We start from the raw sequence: 21130 nt of genomic DNA on the forward strand, positions 1-21130 counted from the left end.
AGCACGCTGCTCACACTGGCGTACTTCGCACGGCTCGTCGAACGCATGTTCTTCCGCGAACCCAGCGTCGACCTCGAACCCGCCGCCAAGCGCGTCGACGCGCGTGCTGACGGCGGCGAGGACGCGACCGGCGTCTCCTTCGGCATGCAGGCGACAGTGGTCGCTGCGGCCGTCCTCGCGGTCGCGCTCGGCTTCGCGGTCTTCGGCTACAGCGTCGACCTCCAACCGACAATCGAGGCACTCCTCTCATGACCGAAATCACTTCCATCCGGCCACTCGCTGCGGTGCTCGTGTCGGCAGTCGCAGTCGCGCCGATTCTGGCGTCCAACGGCCGCCCGAACGCCCGCGAAGCGTGGACGATGCTGGCGGCGCTGGCGAAGTTCGGGCTGGTGGCCAGCATGGTGCCGGCCGCGCTCGCCGGCGACGTCTACGTTACCAAACTCGGCCAGCTCGTCCCGTACGTCGAATTCACGCTCCGCGCGGACTCGCTGGGCCTGCTGTTCGCGCTGCTGGCGAGCACCCTCTGGATCGTGACGAGCTTCTACAGCATGGGCTACATGCGGGGGCTCGACGAGGACCACCAGACGCGGTACTTCGCTGCGTTCGCGGGCAGCGTCTCTTCGGCGGTTGGCGTCGCGTTCGCGTCGAACCTCGTCGTGCTCTACGTGTTCTACGAGCTGCTGACGGTCGCGACGTACCCGCTGGTCGCCCACGACGGCACCGACGAGGCGCGCGCCGCCGGCCGCAAGTACCTCGCGTACACGTTCGGCGGCGGCGTCGCCGTGCTCGCGGGCACGCTGCTGGTCGTCTACCTCACTGGAACGACGGCGTTCACGACCGGCGGCATCTCGGCGCTCGCGTCCGCCGACCCGACGCTCGCTCGCGCGGCGTTCGCGCTGCTGGTCACCGGCTTCGGCGTGAAGGCCGCGCTGATGCCGCTGCACTCCTGGCTGCCGGACGCGATGGTTGCGCCGACGCCCGTTTCCGGGCTGCTGCACGCCGTCGCGGTCGTCAAGTCCGGCGTGTTCGGCATCGCGCGCGTCCTCTTGGACGTCTTCGGCATCGACCTCGTCGCGGAACTCGGCGTTGGCGGCGTGCTCGCGGCGGTCGCCGCGTTCACCCTCGTCGTCGCCAGCGTCATCGCGCTCCGACAAGACCATCTCAAGCGCCGGCTCGCGTTCTCGACGATTAGCCAGCTCTCGTACATCGTCCTCGGCATCGCGGTCGCCGGAGCCGTCGGTCCCGGCGAAGCCGCGAAGTGGGCGCTCATCGGTGGACTCCTGCACATCCCGGCGCACGCGTTCATGAAGCTCACCCTGTTCTTCTGCGCGGGCGCGGTCCACGTCGAGACCCACGTCGACTACATCTCGGAGATGGCCGGCATCGGCAAGCGGATGCCCCTCACGATGGGCGCGTTCGCCGTCGCCGCCGCCGGTATGGCGGGCATCCCGCTGATTGCGGGGTTCGTCAGCAAGTACTTCCTGCTCATCGGGACCGTCTCCAGCGGCAACCTCGTGTTCACCGGGGCGCTGTTGCTCTCGGGCATCCTGAACATCGCGTACTTCTGGCCGGTCGTCTACACCGCGTTCTTCGAGAGCGCGGAGGGATCCGACGAGAAGCCGCTCGTCTCCGGGCCGCTCGGCGGTCGCTTTGGCGGCGAGGCCCGCACTGACGGCGGGCACGACCACGGCCACGGCGCGTTCGAGCGCCGCGCGCCGAACGGCGCCGAGTCGACGTGGTTCATCCTCGGCCCGATTCTGTTCGCGGCCGCCGGATCCGTCGTGCTCGGCGTCGTGCCGGACACCGCGGTGTTCCTCCAGCTTGTCCGTGACGTCGCCAACACCGCAGTGGGGGTGGTGGCCTGATGGACGCCATCGTGCCGCCGTTCGTCCCCGTGCTGGTGGCGGCGCTACTGCTGCCGTTCCTTGGACGGCGCGTTGGCCACGCGCTCGGCGCGCTCGCTAGCGCCGCCGTCGTCCCCTATGTCTGGCTCGTCTCCGACGGCGTCTACTTCCAGACGCAACTGTTCGGGTTCGACGCCGTGCTGTTCAACGTCGACCCGTTCTCGACGCTGATGGGGCTCATCTTCGGGTTCATCGGTGCCGCCGCCATCCTCTACTCGTACGCCAGCGGCGCCGAGAACCTCCAGAGCGCGTTCGCGCTCGGCTACGTGGGCACGAGTCTCGGCGCCGTCTTCGGCGGCGACTGGCTCACGCTCATTTTCTTCTGGGAGCTGATGGCCGTCACCAGCACGCTGCTGGTGTGGCACTACGGCGGGAAGGCCGTTCGCGCTGGCTTCCGGTACGCGCTCGCGCACGGCATCGGCGGCACGCTCCTGCTCGGCGCCATCGTCTGGCACTTCGCCGAGACCGGGACGTTCCTGTTCGCCTCGGTCCCCGGCGGCCCCGAAGCCGGCGGGCTCGCGGGACCGGTCGCGCCCGTGCTCGGCGCAATCGGCATCGGCGTCAACGTCGGGTTCATCGGGCTGCACGCGTGGCTGCCCGACACCTACCCGCGCCCGCACGTCGCCGCCAGCGTCTTCCTCTGCGTGTTCACCACGAAGACCGGCGTCTACGGCATGTACCGCGTGTTCCCGCAGGACGGCAGCGTCGCCGTCGCGTACATGGGCGGCTTCATGGCCGTCTTCGGCGCGACGATGGCGCTGTTCCAGAACGACATGCGCCGGCTGCTCTCCTACCACATCCAGTCGCAGGTCGGCTACATGGTCGCCGGCGTCGGCATCGGCTCGACACTCGCGCAGGCCGGCGCGTTCGCGCACGTCTTCAACCACATCCTCTATAAGGGCCTGCTGTTCATGGCCGCCGGCGTCGTCGTCTACCGTACCGGCGAGGAGAGCCTGAAGAAGCTCGGCGGGCTCGCACGCGAGATGCCGCTGACCGCCGCCGCGTTCACCGTCGCGGCGCTCTCCATCGCGGGCTTCCCCGGGTTCAACGGCTTCGTCAGCAAGGGCATCGTCATCGCCGCCAGCCACTACGACTTCCACGGCGTCGTCCACGTCTTCGGCCGCACCGGGCTGGAGTGGCTGCTGTTGATTGGGGGTGTCGGGACGTTCATGTCGTTCATCAAATTCGGCTACTACGCGTTCTTCCACGGCAGCTACGACGGCTCCGTGAAAGACGCTAACCGCGGCCAGTCGGTCGCGATGGTCACCGTGGCCGTGCTCTGTGTCGTCTACGGGCTCGCACCGGACGCCCTGTTCGCCGTGCTTCCCTACGACGTCACTAGCTCCGAAGTCGTCTCCCACGCCTACCACACCTACACCACCAGCCACATCCTCGAGGGCGTCGCGCTCGCCGCGGCGGGGCTGGTCGGCTTCGCGCTCGTGAAGAAGCCGCTCTCGAAGCTCGGCCGCGTCCCGGACGTCGACAACGCGTACAACCCACTGACGTTCTACGCCACCCGGTATCTGGTCGTCGGCGTCACCGAACTGTACGCCGCCGTCGACCGCGCCGCCGTCCGCACTGCCGACGCGACTGCGGCGGTCGTCACCGCGCCGGGCGCTGCCGCCGGGCGGCTCGTCGGCGAGGACCGCGTCTCGATGCGCGCGGACATGAGCACGAGCATCCTGCTCGTCGTCGTGATGGTCGCCGTCGCGCTCGTGCTCGTGCTGTAACCCCCGCGAACCCCTCTCACGGTCGCGCTCGTTCCGTCACCTTTTATTCGCGGCGCAAGTACTTCCGCCATGGATAGGCTCAAACAGTCCCTGCTCGACGCGCCCATCATCGAGAAAGACGGCTACCACTACTTCGTCCACCCCATCAGTGACGGCGTCCCGATGCTGGAGCCGGAGCTGCTGCGGGAGATCGTCATCCGCATCATCCGGAAGGCGGAACTCGACGAGGTCGACAAAATCGTCACCCCGGCCGCGATGGGAATCCACATCTCCACGGCGGTGTCGCTGATGACCGACATCCCCATCGTCGTCATCCGCAAGCGCGAGTACGGCCTGCCCGGTGAGGTCGCGCTCAGTCAGCAGACCGGCTACTCGGAGAACGAGATGTACATCAACGACGTGGAGGCGGGCGACCGCGTGCTCGTCCTCGACGACGTGCTCTCGACGGGCGGCACCCTGCGCGCCATCACGGACGCTCTCGAACACATCGGCGCGGACGTCGCGGACGTCCTCGCGGTCATCAAGAAGGCCGGCCCGAACGAACTCGACGACACCGACACGGACGTGAAGACGCTCATCAACGTCGACGTCCAGGACGGCGACGTCGTCATCGTCGACGCTGAAGGCGACGACTGAGCCGACTGCCGGCGGAACTCGCAGCCTCGACGGAGTTTTTCCCGCTGCCGCTCCACTGTTCGCGTATGCCGTCTGCACTATTCGTCGTCAGCGAGGAAGGCTACTGGGGAGAGGAGTGCGTCGAACCGCTCACGACGCTCGACAGCGAGGGCTTCGAGATTACGGTCGCGACGCCGAGCGGGTCGCCGCCGGTGCTCGACGAGCGCTCTGCGGACCCGGAGAACGTTGGCGAGGAGACCGCCGAGTGGGTGCGCGACGTCCACGAGAACGACGAGCGCCTCAACGACCCGGTCTCGGTCACGGAAGTCGAAGCCGCGGACTACGACGCGGTCGTCTTCCCCGGCGGCCACGGCACCGAGTGGGACGTCAATCAGGACACTGACGCCCGCCGCCTCCTCCGGAATGCTGTCGAGGGTGATAGCGAGAAGGCGCTGGTCGTCTGCCACGCTGCTGGGATTCTCGCGTTCACGCGGGACAGCGACAACGATTTCCTCGTCGCCGGCCGCGACGTCACCGGCTTCCCGAACGAGTGGGAGGAAGGCATCGTCGACGACCACGACCGGATGCCCGACGGCCGCAAGCTCCCCTACTGGGTCGAGGACGAAGTGAAGGCCGCTGGCGGGAATTGGGACGCCGAACTCGACGCCGACACCAGCGTCACCGTCGACGGCGACCTCCTCACCGCGCGCGGTCCCGGCTCGTCCAGCGCGGCCGCCCAGACCCTCCTCGAGGAACTCGACGTGTAGCTGGGGAGAACTCCCACACGGCGACCGAAACAGAACCCTTAACTGCGGCACCGGGCTACGATGGAATGCAGCGGGATGGGATAGCCAGGAGATTCCGCCGGGCTCATAACCCGGAGATCGGTGGTTCAAATCCACTTCCCGCTACTCCTCTGATACTCACACTCCGTAGCGTCGCCTCCGTGCGACGCGTCACGTGAGATTGTACGGAGTCGTGTCTACGGCTTGCAGCAGTTCAACGCGCCAGTTTTTCGCCGAGCGCCTCGCGGTAGCGGGCGGCGAGTTCGCGGACGACGAAGCGGTCGCGCGGGTCGACGCCGAGCACGTGGAGAGTACCGACGTAGACCGGGAGGCCGACGAGCACGCCGAGGGGAACGGCGACGATGCCGTCGACGGCAGTCCGAACGCCGGCGAGCACGGCGGCCATCACGATGCCGGCGGCGAGCGGGCGGAGGTAGGTCGCGTCGAACGGCCACAGGTCCTCGAAGCGCCGGAGAAGCACCACCTGAATGCCGTTCTGGACGGCGATGGCCAGCGAGGTGCCGAGCGCTGCGCCGACGAGTCCGAACTCCCGGACGAACAGGTACGTGAGACCGACGTTCAGCACGGCGAGCAGCCAGTCGAGGGCCATGCGGGCGTACTGGTGGTCAGTCATCATCAGTAGCCAGCCGGTCGCGCCGACGGCGCTCCCGACGAAGACGCCGCCGAGGTAGACCGAGAGCGGGACGTACCCGCGGACGTACGTCTCGCCGAACAGCGCGAGGAGTTCCCGCCCGAACACGAGTTGGACGGCGAGAATTGGGACGACCGTAGTCACGATGAGCCGCGTGACCGACGAGTAGACGGCGTTCAGGGTCGTGGTGTCGTCCTCGGCGTAGAGTCGGGAGGCGACCGGCGGCAGCAGTTGGTTGAACGACAGCAGGGGAATCCACGCGATGGAGATGAGTACGAGCACGACGTTGTAGACGCCGGCCGCGACCGCGGTCAGGAGTGTACCGACGAGGAGGACGTCGACGCGGTTTTGGAACACCTTCCCGAGGCTGCTCATCGCGACCGGGAGCGCGTGGTCGTAGAACTGGCGGGCTTCGCTGCGCGCGCCGCGCAGCGACGGCCGGATACCGGTGACGCGCGAGGTGACCGGGTAGCCGGCGACGACCACGACGAACAGGCAGGCGACGAACGCGCCCGCGACGCCGACGACGGTGTAGCCGAGCGCGAGCGCCGCGAGCGCCCCGACGAGCCGCGTGGCTGGCCGCAGGAGTTTGTTGAACAGGACTTCGCCGCGAGCGGACCCGCCAGCGCGGAAGGTCGCGGCGTACACCATCACGAGCCCGAGCAGCACGACGAAGACGCCGAACAGCCGCATCGTCGCCGGGAACGCCGGGTGGTCGACGGTCGTCGCGTTGATCCACGGCGCGAGCACCCACACGCCCGCCGCGATGAGCGCGCCGACACCGATGGTGGTCGCGTACGCGAGCCCGGTCACGCGGGACTGCTTCGCGGGGTCGTCCTCGGCGGCGGGGAGGTAGCGCTGGAGCGTCGGCACGCTGCCGAACGTGACGAGCCGGGAGAGCAGTTGTGCGATGCGCCACGCGAGGGCGTACACGCCGTACGCGACGGGGCCGAGGCCGCGCGCGAGCACGAACTCCGAGGCGGTAATCAGCGCGCGCTGCGCGGAGACGCCGCTGGAGGTCACGACCGCGCCGTGCGCAATCGTCAGCAGCGCGTCGCGTTCCGCTTCTGGGACCTCCTCGTCGTGCGCGCGACTCATCGCTTACTCTCGGGGGTGTCGGGTGCGAGCATTAAGCCGTTCGGTCGCCGAGGAAGGGCGTGAACCCGAAAGCGTTTAGCGGCGGCTACATACGGTTCCACCGATGGAGTACGGCGTCGTCGTTCGCTGGTGGCTGCTCTACCAGGCGTTGCTGATCGTCGGGCTGCCGTTCGCGGCGCGACTGCTGCCGGACGCCCCGGACCGCGGCGCGTCGCTGGCCGTGCCGACGGCCGTCGTGTTGCTGGCGGTGCCGACGCTGTGGGTCGGCCAACTCGCCTTCGGACTGTGGGTGGTCGTCGGCGTCGCAGCCGTGCTGGTAGCGGCGTCGGCGTGGCTGGCGCGCGGCGGCGTCGACGTGCCGAAGCGCCCGCTCGCGGAGGTCGTGGCGGTGTTCACCGTGGCGTTCCTCTTCCTGATAGCGATTCGCGCCGCTGCGGACGGCGTCCACCCTCGCGGCGGCGAGAAGTTCCTCGACTTCGGGCTGCTACAGAGCCTCCTGCGCGCCGACCGGCTGCCGCCCCAGGACTTCTGGTTCGCGGGCGAGCGCGTGGTCTACTACTACGGCGGCCACCTGATGGCGTCGATACTCGCGCTCCTGTCCGGGACGACCGGGCGGTTCGCCTACGACCCAGCGCTAGCGGGCTTCTACGCGATGGCCGTGACCGCCGCGTACGGACTCGCGAGCACGATTATGGCTGGCCGGTTCGAGGACAGCGAGCCCGTCGAGGGGTCGATAGCGCTCGGCGTCGCGGCGGTCGTCTTCGCCGTGTTGCTCGTGACGCTGGGCGTGCCGTGGTACTACCTCGCCGTGCCCGCGGCGTTCGCGGCCGCCGTGCTCGCGGGGTCGACGCGGGTCCGCGCGGGGATTCTGGCGGCGTTCGTCTACGGGTTCGCGAGCAACCTCGTGACGCCGGTGCGCCTGCTCGCGGGCACCTACGACGTGGTGCGGCAGGCGGTCGTCGCCGCGGGCATCAAGTCGAACCGCGCGCCCACGATAACGCCGGCCGAGTTCGACATGTGGCACGCGAGCCGCGTGGTGGAGACGGGTATCAACGAGTTCCCGCTGTTCGCGTACCTGAACGGCGACCTCCACGCGCACATGATGAGCGTCGCCGTGCTCTTTCTCGCGGTCGGCGTCGGGCTGGCGTACGCACGGACCCCCGAATCGGCGCGACGCCGCCGGCTCGCGTTGCTGTTCGGCGCGTTCCCGGTCGCGGCGGCGACGATTCTCACGGTGAACACGTGGAGTTACCCCGCCGTCGCCGGCGTCGCGATGCTGAGCGTCGCGCTCGCAGACGCCGACCCGCGAACGCTGCTGCCCGAGTCAGTCGCACGGCGGATTGAGCGGTCGAGCGCGGCCGCGCGAGAGGTACAGCGAGTCCTCCTCGGTGTGGGCGTCGCGGTCGCCGTCGTCAGTCTGGGGTTCGTCGTGGCGTTGCCGTTCGTGCAGAACGTCCTGCTCGCGGGCGCGAGCAACCAACATCCCGCGGCGTTCCCCGTTCCGACGCAACTCGGCGCGTTCCTCCTCGTGCACGGCCTGTTCCTCGTTTCGTTCGGCGCGTACCTCGTCTCCCGGGTCGCCCGCGACGGCTCGGACTGGGCCGCTGCGGGCCTCGCTGCCATCGCTGCGGTCCTGCTCGCCGCGACCGTCGACCCCGTGATTGCCGGCGTGCGCGTCGGCGTCGTCGGCGTCCTGCTCGCCGGTCCGATACTCGTGGGCGCGTGGCTGCTCCGGCGCCGGGACGCGGTCGGCTTCGAGGGCGTGCTCGTCGTCGCCGGCGCGGGCCTCGTCGTCATCATCGAGTACGTCTACGTCGCGGACGCCGCCTCCTACGAGCGCTACAACACGATTTTCAAGGTGTACGCGCAGGTGTGGGCGCTCTGGTCGGTGCCGGCCGGCGTCGCGCTCGCCGCCCTCGCTGCGCGCACGCCCGACGCGTCCCGCCTGCGGTCCGTCGGTGGCACCGCGCTCGCCGTCCTGCTTGTGGTGTCGGCGTCCATCTACGGCGGGTTCGCGGTCGCCAGCCACGTCGACAGCGCGGACGACGCGACCCTCGACGCCTTCGAGTACGTCAACGACGAGCGCCCCGACGAGGGCGCCGCAATCGAGTGGCTGAACGAGAAGCCCGGCCAGCCACACATCGTCTCCGCGCCGGGGACGACGCCGTACACGTGGCAGAACCCGGCGTCGAGTCTCACTGGAATCCCGACGGTCGCGGGCTGGTCGCACGCCGGCAACTACCACAGCGACTCCGCGTACCGGACGCGCGTCAGCGACGTCGGCGTGGTCTACGAGACCAGCGAAGCCGTCTCGCGGGCCATCGTCCTGCGGAAACACGACGTGCAGTACGTCTGGGTCGGGCCGGTCGAGCGCGAGCGCTACGACGTGCGCGTGACTGACGAGGAACCGGGCATCCGTGTCGCGTTCACGAACGAGAACGTGACCGTCTACGAAGTCACGCAGTCCGAACTCGTCGAACAGTAGGGTCGAAGCCGAGAATCAGACCGCGAGGTCGCCGGCGCGCTTGTGGACGGTGACGTCGTCGGCGTCGACGGTGTCGACATCCAGCCAGTGCGGGATGAAGTTGCGCTTCTCGTAGTCCTCGAACTCGTCCTCGTCGCCGACGACACACCACAGCTGGACCTCGTCCGGGCCGTGCCAGTCGCCGTTGCGCGTCACCTGGAAGAGGACCTTCTCCTCGCCGTCGTACTCGATGACGCCGTCACGGCGCACGCCGGGGTCGCCGTGGATGATGAGTCGCTTCATGGCTGCGGCTTCGGAGGGTGGCGGATTAAACGCTTCGAAGCCGGCCGTCACGCGTCCGCGGCGAGCGCGGCCCCCAGCCAGTACGCGGGCAGCCCGAACACGGCGAGCAGGCCGACCCACGCGACGAGCAGGAACCAGAACAGCGCGCCCGGTCCGAGCAGTGCCACGACGCCCGCCAGCGGGGCGACCACGGCGACGAGCGGGACGACGGTCGTCCTGATTCCCTCCCACTCGCTCGCGCGCTCGATTCTGGTCGCACCGACGACGGCGAACGTCCAGACGTGCGCGGCGAGCAGGCCCGCCGAGAGCGCACGTCCCACGGTCCGGAGCGCAACCCCGGGGTGGGCATAGGAGCCGACGACGGCACCGAGCACACCGAGCACGAGCGGTGTCCCGACTGCAGCGGCTGTGAGCAGCCGCGTATCGTCGAGCCGCCCGCTCGCAGTGAGTGTGCCGACGACGACCGCCGTGAGGGCGGTGAACAGCGCGGTCGTCCCGACGAGCATGAAGTAGGTGCTCGCTAGCCCGGTCACGAACGCAACGAGAGCGACCAGCGTACCGGCTGCTGCGAACGCCACGCCGACGCGCTCGGTGTCGTCGGGTGTACCGACGCGGTCGACCAGTGCGCCGAACCCACGCAGGAGGCCCGCGAGCACGACGACTGGGACGGCGAGCACGAGCGCAGCGTTCGCGAGGAAGCCGGGGAGCACTTCGACGCCGATTGCGAGTTCGGTCGCGACGGTCGAGACGACGCCACCGTCCGGCGCGAACGCGACGAAGTCGTCGTCTACGGAGTCGCCGGCCCGCCACGTTGCGACCGCGTCGCCGCTCGCGCCCGCGGTGATGGTGTAGCCGTCGGGCGCGTGCAGGCGGAAGGTGTCGGTGTCCACTTCCCAGCCGGTCGGCGTGTCGCGGAGTGCGTCCGCGAGCACGACGCCGCCGACGGACGCGTGCCCGAAGTCGGGGTCGGTGTACGTGATGCTGACGCGAGAGCCGTCAACAGAGAGGGTGGCGTCCTCGGGAACGGGTGCGAGTCCGTCGTCCTCGTCGGCGAGCGCAGCCACGACCGCGTCGGAGTGGTTCGCGACGCGCGCCGCGCCGTCGCCCGCGAGCTCGTCCTCGACGACGACACGTGCGCTCCCGTTCGCGCGAACGTGGACGTCCAGCGAGGATTCGACGACGGTGACCGGTTCGTCGGCTGCGTCGGCGGCGGACTCGAACGATTCGCCGCACGCGCCACAGACGTCCTCGGGCGGCGGTGCGGCCGCGGTGCCACCAGCGACGAGCGCGAGCACGACGACGAGCGCGACTGTGGGGAGGGCGAGCGTGCGACGCGGGGTCATAGTCGAACCGTCGCGAGTGGGACGCAAAAACCTGTGTGTGCATTGGGGGTTCCGTCCCCGAAACCAAACGGATTTTAAGCAGCCACGTGTAACCGAGAGACAACAGAGCTGATTTAGCCTATGGAGATGCCACGCCGATTCAACAGCTACTGCCCGCACTGTGACGAACACAACCAAATCGAGGTCGAGAAGGTCCGAACCGGCCGCTCGTCCGGCATGAAGTGGGACGCTCGCCGCACCAAGCGCGCGAACGCCTCCATCGGGAACCACGGTCGGTTCTCGAAAGTGCCGGTCGGCAACAAGCCGACGAAGAAGACGGACCTCAAGTACCGCTGCAACGAGTGCGGGAACGCTCACCTCCGCGAGGGATGGCGCACCGGCCGTCTCGTCTTCCAGGACTAACAATGGCGGGAGGATTCTTCAAAGTCGAGTGTCCGGATTGCGAGAACGAACAAATCGTCTTCGGTAAGGCCTCCTCGGAGGTCGCCTGCGCCGTCTGTGGAACGACGCTCGCGCGTCCGACCGGCGGCGAGGCGGAGTTCACCGGTGAGGTCGTCGAAACCGTCGAGGCCAGATGAAGTACGTCGGCTGGCCCGAGGAGGGCGAACTCGTCGTCGGCAAGGTCGACGACATTGAGGACTTCGGCGTGTTCGTCGACCTCGAAGAGTACGAGGACAAGCGCGGCCTCGTACACGTCAGCGAAGTGGCCAGCGGCTGGATTAAGAACGTTCGCGACCACGTCAACGAAGACCAGACGGTCGTCGCGAAGGTGCTGGACGTCGACGAGTCCGCTCAGCAAATCGACCTCTCACTGAAGGACGTCAACGACCACCAGCGCTCGGACAAGATTCAGGAGTGGAAGAACGAGCAGAAGGCCGACAAGTGGCTGACGCTGGCGTTCGGCGAGGACATGGACGACGACCAGTTCCGCCGCATCGCCAACGAACTCCTCGGTGCGTTCGGCAGCCTCTACGAGGGGTTCGAGCAGACCGCGATTCACGGTTACGAGGCCCTCGAGAAGACGGACCTCGACGACGACGAGCAGGACGCCATCGTCAAGACCGCACGCGAGAACGTCTCCGTGCCCTACGTCACGGTCACGGGCTACGTGACGCTGACGTCGCCCGACCCCGACGGCGTCGACGACGTGAAGGAAGCCCTGCAGGCCGCCGAGGGGAACGGTGAGGTCCCCGACGAGGCCGACCTCGAAGTGACGTATGTCGGCGCGCCCGAGTACCGGATTCGGGTGCAGGCGCCGAACTACAAGACCGCCGAGGACCAGTTGGAAGCCGCCGGCGCTCGCGCCGTCGAGGAAATCGACGCGCAGGGCGGCGAGGGGAACTTCCACCGCGAGCGCCAGCTCGAAGAGGAATGAAGTCCGACATCCGGGTGTGTTCGGCGTGGCGCGACCGCCACGACCGCCCGGTGTACACGCTTTCTGCGGAGTGTCCCGACTGCGGAGCCGACGCCGTCAACAGCGCGCCGGCGCCGTTCGACCCGGAGGACCCGCACGGGCGCTACCGACGCGCTCTTAAGGAACGCAGCCGCCCCTAGGGTATGGACGAAATCGACATCGCGTGGGAATCCGAGCCGGAGCTGGACGACCCCGTGTTCGTCGAAGGACTACCCGGCGTCGGACACGTCGGGAAACTCGTCGCCGAGCACGTCGTCGATGAGGCGGACAGCGAACTTGTCGCGCGCGTGCATAGCGAGCACTTCCCGCCGCAGGTCACGGTCGGGGACGACAGCGTCGCGGCGCTCGCGCACGCCGAGATTCACGCCGTCGACACGGAGGGCCGGGACCTCCTCGTGCTCACGGGCAACCACCAGGCCCAGGACAACGTCGGCCACTACCGCGTCACCGAGGCGTTCCTCGACGTCGCCGAGGACTTCGGCGCGAGTGAGCTGTACGCGCTCGGCGGCGTCCCCACGGGGGAACTCGTCGAGGAGCACGACGTCATTGGTGCCGTCTCCGAGGACGACCTCAAGGAGCGCCTCAAAGAAGCGGGCGTGGAGTTCCGCAGCGAGGAGCCCGCGGGCGGCATCGTCGGCTCCAGCGGCCTGCTGCTCGGGCTGGGCGGCCGCCGTGGCTTCGACGCCGCCTGCCTGATGGGTGAGACGTCGGGCTACCTCGTGGACCCGAAGGCCGCCAAGGCCGTCCTCGCGGTGCTCGAAGACATGCTCGGCTTCGACCTCGACGAGGAAGCCCTCGACGACCGCGCCGAGGAGATGGAGGAGGTTGTCAGCCGCCTCCGCGAGATGGAGGAGGGCCCGAGCCCCGGCGGCGAGGAAGACCTCCGGTACATCGGCTAACGGCGACTCACCTTTTCCTGTCTGCTCGCGGACCGCTGGACCTAACCCCATGTAGTGCCGACTGGGGGGCGTGAGCGACACTCCGTCGTGGCTGGCGTTCGGGGAGCGTGCCGCCTACCTCCCGGAGGCGGACGCGCTCGTGCTTGCTGACGTCCACGTCGGCCGGGACGCGGCCTCCGACGTCGCCCTGCCGCTGGGCGAGCGCACGGACCTCGTGGAGCGCCTCGACACCTTGCTCGCCGAGTTCGAGCCGGCGACCGTCGTTGTCGCGGGCGACCTCTTGCACGTCCACGGAACCATTCCCGACGGCGTCCGCAGTACCGTCGACGCCATCGAGACGGCGGTCCGTGGAGCAGACGCCGCGTTCCGCGTCGTGCGCGGGAACCACGATTCGATGCTGGATGCCGTCGGCATCGACGCCGAAGAGTCGGTCGTACTCGCGGACGGCACGGCGGTCTGGCACGGCCACGATGACCCGCCCGTGGACGCCGAGCGCTACGTCGTCGGCCACGAACACCCCGCGGTCGAAATCGAGGGGACACGCCACCCGTGTTTCCTCTACGGCCCGCGCCAGCACGAAGGCAGCGACGTCGTCGTGCTGCCGGCGTTCACGCGCCTCGCGCCGGGTACGCTCGTGAACGGCCTCCGACGCGACGATTCACTGTCGTCGATGCTCTCGGACCCGGACGGTTTCCGGCCCGTCGTCGTCAGCGAGGGCGAGACGCTGGCGTTCCCCGCGCTCGGCGACCTCCGAGGGCTACTGTAAGTCTTCGCTGACCGCGTCGGCCGCCGCTCTTCCGCTCTCCAGTGCGCCGTTGATAGAGGCGTCGTGGGTGTAGTCGCCCGCGAGGTAGACCGCACCGTCTGGCGCGCGAGCGTCGGGGAGTCCCTCGTGGACGCCCGGCGGCTGCGCGAACTGCGCAAATGGGAGTCGGTCCGTGCGCAGCAACTCGAAGTCGCCCAGCGACGCCGCCGGATACCACGCGGAGAGGATGTCTCGCGTCTGGGTTTCGAGGTCGCCGTCGGACTCGATTCGCACGTCGTCGCCGGCGTCCTCGTGGCCGACTGTCGTGGCGGCGACGAGCGCGCGGTCGTCGGGCGCGTACTCGGGAGCGACGCCGGACAGCGGCGCGACCGTCGTCGGCACCTCGCCGCCCGCGTTCAGGTGGATGCGGTCGCTGTTCGCGAGCGGGTGGCCAGACGGCACCGCGAAGTACTGGGTGACGCAGCCGCGGCCGTCGGTCGGAATCGCGTCGACGCCCGTGAGGTCGCGGCTGGACTTCGGATCCGCGGCGACCACGACCGCGTCGGCGTCGACGGTCTCGCCGGGAATTTGGACGTCGACCGCGGCGTCTCCCGGGGCGATTCCTTCGACCGGCGTCTCCGTGACGATGCGCGCGTCCTGCGTAATCGCACGGTCGGCCAACTGGTCCGAGAGTTCGCCCATCCCGCCTGCTGGGACGACCGTCTTCCCCTCCGAGAGCATCTTGAACGTGAATTCGAAGACGCGCTTGGAGGTGTCGAGGTCGCGGTCGAGCGTGATGCCGCCGTAGAACGGCCGCACGAACCGCTCGACGTACCGCTCGGAGAACCCGTACGTGTAGAGGTGCTGCTCGATGGTGGCGTCGGGTTCGGCGAAGATTTCCTCCACGGACTTCGCTCTGAGGTCCGCGCGCAGCCGGAGCGTGCGGAGTTTGTCCATCGTCGAAATCTCGGCGTTGAACAGTGTCTGCGTGAGCGCGCCGGGCTCCCGCAGCGGGTCGGCGAGCACGGAGCGCTGGTCGCCGCGGCAGATGGTCGCGCCCGCCGAGAACGCGCGCAGGTCCAGCGCGCCGAAGTCCAGTTCACGCCGCGCCGCGGGGTACGCGGTGAACAACACCTGGAAGCCGCGGTCGAAAATGTAGCCGTCGCCGCGCCGCGAGCGCACGCGCCCGCCGACGTCCTCGTTGCGCTCGAACAGCGTCACGTCGAAGCCGTCCGCGGCGAGGTGGCGCGCCGCCGTGAGTCCGGCGACCCCGCCGCCGACGACCACGACCTGAGAGTCAGACATACCTGGCTGTTCGCCCGCGGGCGACAAGAACGTGCGGGCTCCTGGGGCGACCGCGCCGGAAGGGACAGGGCTTTTCGCGCCCGCTACGAAGGCCCGCACATGGAGACGACGCCGGCGTTCGAGGGGCTTCAGTGCGTAGACTGCGAGGAGACGTTCGACCCGGACGAGGCGACTCATCGTTGTCCAGACTGCGGGGGCATCCTCGACCCGACCTACGACTACGACAGCCTCGACGTCACTCGGGAGACGTTCGAGTCGCGGCGCTTCGACTCGATGTGGCGCTACGAGGAACTGCTGCCGTTCTCGCGGGACGCCGCGGTGTCCATGGACGAGGGCGCGACGGCGCTCGTGTCGTGTCCGACGCTCGCCGACGAGATGGGCGTCGGCGAGGTGTACATCAAGGACGAGGGCCGGAACCCGACGGGGACGTTCAAGGACCGCGGGCAGACGGTCGCCGTGACCGCCGCCGACCAGCACGGCGCTAGCGACGTGGCGCTCGTCTCGGCTGGGAACGCTGGCCAGTCGGCGGCCGCGTACGCGGGTCGCGCGGACATCGACTCGCATGTCTTCCTGCCGTCGCGGTCCGGGTTCGCGAACAAGGCGATGGTGAACGTCCACGGCGGCGACATGACTATCGTGGAGGGTCGCATCGGGGACGCGGGCGCTGCCTTCGACGGCGCGATGGACGAGCAGGACGACTGGTACTCGGTGCGGACCTTCGAGACGCCGTACCGCCACGAGGGCAAGAAGACGATGTACTACGAGACCGCAGAACAACTGGACTGGGAGACCCCCGACCACGTCGTCTATCCGACCGGCGGCGGCGTCGGCCTCGTCGGCATGCACAAGGCGGCGAAGGAGCTCCGCGACCTCGGGCTCACCGACGACCTCCCGAAGATGTACGCCGCCCAAGCGGAGGGCTGCGCGCCCATCGTGCGCGCGTTCCAGGAGGGCCGTGACGTCCACGAGCCGTGGGACACACCGGACACCATCTGTGGCGGCATCGAGATTCCAGACCCCGGAGCCAGCCCGCTCGTGCTGGAGGCGCTCCGCGAGAGCGACGGCGGCGCAGTCGCGACCAGCGACGAGGAGATTCTGGACGCCGCGACGACCGTCGCCGCCCACGAGGGCCTGGAGATGGGTGCGACGTGTGCGGCCGCCGCTTCGGGTGCGTCCGCGCTCGCCGAGGACGGCGCGTTCGGCGAGGACGACACGGTCGTCATCCTGAACACGGGGAGCGCCAACAAGGACGCCGACGTGCTGCGCTCGCACCTGATGAGCAAGGGCATCTGAGGACGACCTCGCCTCGATACCCCAGAACGAGCGACGAACGCCGTTCCGACTGAGGTCGGAACGGCACGCCCTGGTGACGGTCGCGGTCACGTTTCTCGCAACGACGCAGAACAGTCCTAACGTAAAAATCGTCGACGACAGCGGCGCGCTCAGGCGGACGCTGTGTCGGGCGTCTCGCCGGTCGAACCGAGCTCCCGCCGGTTCTTCAGCGTGAGCGCGACGAACAGGACGAAGCCGACACCTCGGAGCGTCAGGTCGAGCAGTAGCGCGTTGGCCGAGACCGTAACGCCGACGAAGCCCAGCAGGTCGAACACCGACGTCGAGAGGAGAGCGGGAGCCATGAGGAGGAGAGAGCTGAGCGCGAAGCCCGCTCGCTCGCTCCGGTTGACGTCCGTGTACAGCGTGCCGATGACGGTCGCCCCGAGCGCGATGACGCCGAGGAAGACGCCGGCAATCGGCACCAGTATCTCGGGCACGGAGTACGACAGCTCCGCAAGGTCGCCGAAGTTGACCACGCGGTAGCGCTCCCGCAGCGGCAACTCGGCCGCGTTCGCCTTCTCCCGGAGGAGGACGATGCCGGGCGCGAGCACGAACGCGAAGGGGACGATTGCTTTGTTCAGCGACAGTGAGAATGCCTTCACGCCGGTCTGGAACGGGTCGGACTTCGCGACGCCGCTGGCGGCGTAGGCCGCGACGGCGACCGGCGGCGTGATGTCGGCGATGACGCCGAAGTAGAGGATGAACAGGTGCGCGGCCAGCAGCGGGATGCCGAACTCAACGAGCGGCGTCGCGAGCATCGAGATGAGGATGATGTACGTCACCGTCGTCGGCATCCCCATACCGAGGATGATGCTCGCGACGGCGGTCACGAGCAGCATAATCACGATGGAGCCGCCGGAGAGCGCGAGCAGCAGCGAGGTGAGGTTCGGCCCAAGGCCGGAGACGCTGATGACACCCGGGATAATGCCGGCAGCCGCGACTGCGATGACGACCGGGACGGCCGTCCGCGCGCCTTCGTCCATCGACTTGACGACAAAGGTGCCGGTGCGGAACAACTGGTTCTTGCCGAGGTCGCGTCCGGCGCGTTCGCCGGCGGATTCGGCGGCGTTCTGGACGGTCGGGTTCAGGTCCAGCAACGCCGACTGCACGTCCGTGTAGTACAGCATCGTCAGGACGCCAGCGAGCATCGCGTACCAGCCGAACCGCGGGACGACGATGCCGGCCGCCTCGCCGAGCGGGATTCCGGCACCGCCGGCACCGCCGAGGAAGCCCGTGACCGGGACGCCGGCGACGACGAAACTCAGGAGGTCAGCGCCGGCGATAACGGCCAGCGACCCGAGCAGGAAGGTGCGCGTCCGCTCGCTGTAGGCGGCGATGAACGTGATGAGTGCAACGAGCGCGACAAGCGTGAACCACGCCGAGCGGGAGACGGAGAGCCGCTCGATGATGAGGTAGTACAGCAACAGGAAGATGGGGACGAGGTAGAACCAGCCGCGCTTGAGGTGGTCGCGCATCGACGCGGTTTCGACGCTCTCGACGCCACCGATACCCTCCTGGACGGCTTTCAGGTGCACCATCACCCAGACGCCAAAGAAGAACACGATGGCCGGCACGGTCGCGAGGAGGATGATGTCGCGGAACGGCGTCGCGGTGTACTGGACCATCAGGAACGCCGCCGCGCCCATCACTGGCGGGAGAATCTGGCCGCCGGAGGACGCAGAGGATTCGACGGCACCGGAGAACTCCGGCGAGTACCCCGAGCGCTTCATCAGCGGGATGGTGAACGCGCCGGTGGTGACCGTGTTCGCGATTGACGACCCCGAAATCGTCCCCATGAAGCCGCTCGCGAGGATGCTCGCCTTCGCGGGGCCGCCCTTGCGCTTGCCGGTCGCGGCGTACGCGAGGTCGATGAACCACTGGCCGGCGCCGCTCATCTCGAGGAACGAGCCGAACAGGATGAATATGTAGATGAAGCTCACGGAGACCGTCACCGGAACCCCGAAGACGCCGTTCTCCGTGTTGTACCAGAGGTTCTGCACGATGTCCGGCCAGGTCAGCCGGGGAATCGCAAGCAAGCCCAGGAACGGCGTGTCGCTACTGATGAGGAATCCCCAGCGTGCGTACACGATGAACGTCGCGACGATAATCATCAGTGGGAGCCCGAGCGTCCGACGCGTCGCTTCGAGCACGAGGGCGATGCCGATTGCGCCCAACAGTAGCGCGTACGAGAACTCGCTGACGAACGGCACGCCGCCGAGAACCGGTTCGAGGAACGGGTAGACGCCCGTGACCGGCCGACCGGACTCCAGCCCGAACACGCGCATGTCTCGTATCTCTCCGAACTCGGTGAGGAAGTACAGCGCGGTGAGTACCGCGAAGCCCATACAGACCACGTCGAAGGGCGTGACGCGACTTCGGCTGGGGTCGACGAATGCCCAGCGAGCGACGCCACGGAGTCTGTCGAGAACGCGTGCGACAGGGTTCGCCGAGCCGAGCCGGGCGGCCGCTGCGTCGACCGCGGTCCCGAGGCGCTTGGAGAAGACCCCCTCGCCCATCGTCGCGGGGAACATTAGGAACGTCAACACCAGGGCGAACGCCACGTGGATGGCGTTCGCCTGCAGGAGCTGTAATCCCACTTCGATGTCGGCGACCAGCGGAAGCGGAATCGTGAAGTAGAAGCTCTGGGCAGCCAGAATCAACTGGAACAGCGAGAAGAGAATCCCTATCGCTGAGACGGCGAGGGCGGCGAGCCCCTTCAGCGACCGCCGCCGTTCGATTTCGTCGATGAGCTCATCGGCCTCTTCTCTGGAAAGCTCCGCTTCGTCACTGTCGTCTGGGTTGTTCGTGCTCATAGGAATACGTCGGTCAACGTCCGCCGTTCGACGTGAATGCGGACATCACTCGCGTTCGTCTGCGCCACCAAGTCAATCCGTCGGTCGTCGACGATTAGTGTGTGGTTCGCAACCCGACCAGGGGACACTGAGAGCGTCTCGAGGATCATGATTGGTTCCGGCGGGTCGTAGACGAACGTTCCGTTGACGTTCGTGACGTTGACCCGCGATGGGAGCCCCCAGCCGTAGGATTCGAACTCCATTCGCGTGTTGACGAGCGTCTCGCCGTCGATGCGATACACGTCGTTCACTGGCGTCTTCTCGACACTGTGCATGTACCGTAGTTCGACGGTGCTGCCCGTCTCGACCGGCTCCGTGACGTATCGTTCGCCCGTGTCGAGGTCTTCGACCACGAGCACCTGCCCGGTCGAGATACCTGCTGCTCCGCCAGCGAGAGCGACCAGTAGCACGGCGACGACGGCTACCAGCGCTACCACGACCCGCTTTCGTCGGAGGATTCGGTGAATCACGATGGGTAGTGGAGGGGATTACCGCGACGGCACCGAGGAGGAAGCGAGTGTCGGCGCCGCGATGGCTGTCTGTGTGGTTTACGCGTCGAAGTACGCCGCTGCGCCGTCGTGGAGCTCGATGGACATCCCGTCCTGCGCACTGTCCGCGGAGATGAAGTCCGTCTTGATGGTTAGCTCGTCGACGTTGTCGAAGATGGCCGCGGTGACCGTTTCGACGGTTTCGGCAGCCACGCCCGAGTGTGTGGCAATCATCGCCTGCACGGCGACAGTCTCGACGGCCTGGTCGACGCCGGTGTACGTCCCGGCCGGAATCGTGTCGTCGGCGAACCACGAGGCGGCGTCCTTGACGGCCTGCCGGTTCTCGCCCTGAATCGGGACGATCTGGACGTCGTTCGTGTTCGCGAGGTCCTCGATTGCGCCGACCGGCCAGCCGCCGACGACGAACGCCGCGTCGATGTCGCCGTTCGCGAGCTGTTCGGACGCCTGGGAGAAGCCGGCGTTCTGCTCGTTGTAGTCGGTGATGCCGACCGCTTCCAGAATCTGGTTCGCGTTGACCTGCGTCCCGGAGCCGAGGTCGCCGGTGTTAATCGTCGCGCCGCTGAGGTCGCTCAGCGTCTCGATGCCGGTGTCCTGCAGCGTCACGACGGTGATCGTTTCGGGGTACAGCGTCGCCACGCCCTGGAGGTTCTCGATTGCGTTGCCCTGGAACGTATCGATGCCTGTCCCGTTCTTCGCGAAGTACGCGATGTCGTTCTGGATGAGTGCGAAGTCCGCGGAGCCGTCCGAGAGGCTCCCGACGTTCTCGACGCTGGCACCCGTGGACTGGACGTTCAGCGAGAAGTCGGTGTTTGCCTCGACGATGGTCTTGATTTCGTTCGAGAGTGGGTAGTACGTGCCACCTGTGCCGCCCGCGTGCCAGCTCAAGCGGTTGCTCCCGCCGCCACTCTGTGTTGTCGTCGAGTCGCTGTCCTGTGTCGTCGAGTCGCCGTCCTGTGTCGTCGAGTCGCCGTCGCCGCCATTCCCGCTGCAGCCAGCGAGCGCCGCAACGCCAGCAATACCCGCTGCTTCGAGGAACCGACGACGCGTCTTTTCGGATGACATACTATGACACAAAACGCCCGGCAGGTTTATATCACTATCGAGTACCGCCCGTCAATGGCCGGAACGCCCAGCCGCGGCGCGCACGGTGCACGGGCGTACAGAACACGGACGCGGACTC

At 68.0% G+C, this 21130-nt stretch carries 19 protein-coding genes, 1 tRNA gene and 1 pseudogene; 14 read left to right on the forward strand and 7 right to left on the reverse strand.

Annotated elements, in window-relative coordinates; genetic code table 11:
• The 6 genes and pseudogenes from LPA44_RS14710 to LPA44_RS14735 form a co-directional block, all read left to right on the forward strand.
• Positions 1–252 (forward strand): annotated as a pseudogene (locus tag LPA44_RS14710) (monovalent cation/H+ antiporter subunit D family protein); the annotation flags it as partial.
• A complete protein-coding gene (locus LPA44_RS14715; RefSeq protein ID WP_230890284.1) occupies positions 249–1865 on the forward strand; it encodes a proton-conducting transporter transmembrane domain-containing protein in 1617 nt (538 codons plus the stop codon). The pseudogene LPA44_RS14710 and the gene LPA44_RS14715, both read left to right, overlap by 4 nt.
• Positions 1865–3634, forward strand: coding sequence for a Na(+)/H(+) antiporter subunit D (locus LPA44_RS14720; protein WP_230890285.1), 1770 nt, complete (start codon positions 1865–1867; stop codon positions 3632–3634). Before LPA44_RS14715 ends, LPA44_RS14720 begins: the two co-directional genes overlap by 1 nt.
• A 69-nt stretch (positions 3635–3703) precedes the next feature.
• Positions 3704–4270 carry a hypoxanthine/guanine phosphoribosyltransferase gene (hpt, locus tag LPA44_RS14725; protein ID WP_230890286.1) on the forward strand — a complete coding sequence of 189 codons (567 nt, stop codon included), beginning with the start codon at positions 3704–3706 and terminating at the stop codon, positions 4268–4270.
• A 65-nt stretch (positions 4271–4335) separates the two neighbouring features.
• Positions 4336–5016 carry a type 1 glutamine amidotransferase domain-containing protein gene (locus tag LPA44_RS14730; protein WP_230890287.1) on the forward strand — a complete coding sequence of 227 codons (681 nt, stop codon included), beginning with the start codon at positions 4336–4338 and terminating at the stop codon, positions 5014–5016.
• Between the two features lie 69 nt (positions 5017–5085).
• Positions 5086–5160, forward strand: a tRNA-Met gene (locus LPA44_RS14735).
• An 88-nt stretch (positions 5161–5248) separates the two neighbouring features.
• On the opposite strand, the gene LPA44_RS14740 is transcribed toward LPA44_RS14735, so the two are convergent.
• Positions 5249–6784 carry a lipopolysaccharide biosynthesis protein gene (locus LPA44_RS14740; RefSeq protein WP_230890288.1) on the reverse strand — a complete coding sequence of 512 codons (1536 nt, stop codon included), beginning with the start codon at positions 6782–6784 and terminating at the stop codon, positions 5249–5251.
• A 103-nt stretch (positions 6785–6887) separates the two neighbouring features.
• Here LPA44_RS14740 and LPA44_RS14745 point away from each other — a divergent pair, with 103 nt between their 5' ends.
• Positions 6888–9269, forward strand: a complete 2382-nt coding sequence (locus LPA44_RS14745) for a DUF2298 domain-containing protein (RefSeq protein ID WP_230890289.1) — start codon at positions 6888–6890, stop codon at positions 9267–9269.
• Positions 9270–9284: 15 nt separating this feature from the next.
• On the opposite strand, the gene LPA44_RS14750 is transcribed toward LPA44_RS14745, so the two are convergent.
• A complete protein-coding gene (locus tag LPA44_RS14750; RefSeq protein ID WP_230890290.1) occupies positions 9285–9551 on the reverse strand; it encodes an HAH_0734 family protein in 267 nt (88 codons plus the stop codon).
• Positions 9552–9598: 47 nt separating this feature from the next.
• Positions 9599–10894: a hypothetical protein gene (locus LPA44_RS14755; RefSeq protein WP_230890291.1), complete on the reverse strand. Its 1296-nt coding sequence runs from the start codon at positions 10892–10894 to the stop codon at positions 9599–9601.
• A 120-nt stretch (positions 10895–11014) separates the two neighbouring features.
• On the opposite strand from LPA44_RS14755, the gene LPA44_RS14760 reads away from it, so the two are divergent.
• From LPA44_RS14760 to LPA44_RS14785, 6 genes are all read left to right on the forward strand, one after another.
• Positions 11015–11296 carry a 50S ribosomal protein L44e gene (locus LPA44_RS14760; protein WP_058981839.1) on the forward strand — a complete coding sequence of 94 codons (282 nt, stop codon included), beginning with the start codon at positions 11015–11017 and terminating at the stop codon, positions 11294–11296.
• Positions 11297–11298: 2 nt separating this feature from the next.
• Positions 11299–11472, forward strand: coding sequence for a 30S ribosomal protein S27e (locus tag LPA44_RS14765; RefSeq protein ID WP_230890292.1), 174 nt, complete (start codon positions 11299–11301; stop codon positions 11470–11472).
• Positions 11469–12269, forward strand: a complete 801-nt coding sequence (locus LPA44_RS14770; protein ID WP_230890293.1) for a translation initiation factor IF-2 subunit alpha — start codon at positions 11469–11471, stop codon at positions 12267–12269. The genes LPA44_RS14765 and LPA44_RS14770 overlap by 4 nt, the downstream gene beginning before the upstream one ends.
• The gene (locus LPA44_RS14775; RefSeq protein WP_157503606.1) at positions 12266–12448 is read left to right on the forward strand and encodes an RNA-protein complex protein Nop10; all 183 of its coding nucleotides are present in this window, start codon (positions 12266–12268) and stop codon (positions 12446–12448) included. The genes LPA44_RS14770 and LPA44_RS14775 overlap by 4 nt, the downstream gene beginning before the upstream one ends.
• 3 nt (positions 12449–12451) lie before the next feature.
• On the forward strand, positions 12452–13207 hold the full coding sequence (locus LPA44_RS14780) for a proteasome assembly chaperone family protein (protein ID WP_230890294.1): 756 nt from the start codon (positions 12452–12454) through the stop codon (positions 13205–13207).
• Positions 13208–13277: 70 nt separating this feature from the next.
• Positions 13278–13973 carry a metallophosphoesterase gene (locus LPA44_RS14785; protein WP_230890295.1) on the forward strand — a complete coding sequence of 232 codons (696 nt, stop codon included), beginning with the start codon at positions 13278–13280 and terminating at the stop codon, positions 13971–13973.
• Here the strand turns inward: LPA44_RS14785 and LPA44_RS14790 are convergent.
• Entirely contained in the window at positions 13965–15284 is a 1320-nt protein-coding gene (locus LPA44_RS14790) for an NAD(P)/FAD-dependent oxidoreductase (protein WP_442903405.1), read from the reverse strand. The two genes, LPA44_RS14785 and LPA44_RS14790, sit on opposite strands and share 9 nt — an antisense overlap.
• Positions 15285–15356: 72 nt before the next feature.
• On the opposite strand from LPA44_RS14790, the gene LPA44_RS14795 reads away from it, so the two are divergent.
• Positions 15357–16550 carry a threonine synthase gene (locus tag LPA44_RS14795; RefSeq protein WP_230890297.1) on the forward strand — a complete coding sequence of 398 codons (1194 nt, stop codon included), beginning with the start codon at positions 15357–15359 and terminating at the stop codon, positions 16548–16550.
• A gap of 149 nt (positions 16551–16699) precedes the next feature.
• Here LPA44_RS14795 and LPA44_RS14800 read toward each other — a convergent pair whose 3' ends face one another.
• The 3 genes from LPA44_RS14800 to LPA44_RS14810 form a co-directional block, all read right to left on the reverse strand.
• Positions 16700–19402, reverse strand: a complete 2703-nt coding sequence (locus LPA44_RS14800) for a TRAP transporter permease (protein WP_230890298.1) — start codon at positions 19400–19402, stop codon at positions 16700–16702.
• Positions 19399–19878 (reverse strand): DUF1850 domain-containing protein, encoded by a 480-nt coding sequence (locus LPA44_RS14805; RefSeq protein ID WP_230890299.1) that lies wholly within the window; start codon positions 19876–19878, stop codon positions 19399–19401. The genes LPA44_RS14800 and LPA44_RS14805 overlap by 4 nt, the downstream gene beginning before the upstream one ends.
• A 111-nt stretch (positions 19879–19989) precedes the next feature.
• Positions 19990–21012 carry a TAXI family TRAP transporter solute-binding subunit gene (locus LPA44_RS14810; protein WP_230890300.1) on the reverse strand — a complete coding sequence of 341 codons (1023 nt, stop codon included), beginning with the start codon at positions 21010–21012 and terminating at the stop codon, positions 19990–19992.
• Positions 21013–21130 lie beyond the last annotated feature (118 nt).

Origin of the sequence: Halobacterium sp. KA-4 (genome assembly GCF_021028995.1) — an archaeon.
Classification (GTDB): domain Archaea; phylum Halobacteriota; class Halobacteria; order Halobacteriales; family Halobacteriaceae; genus Halobacterium.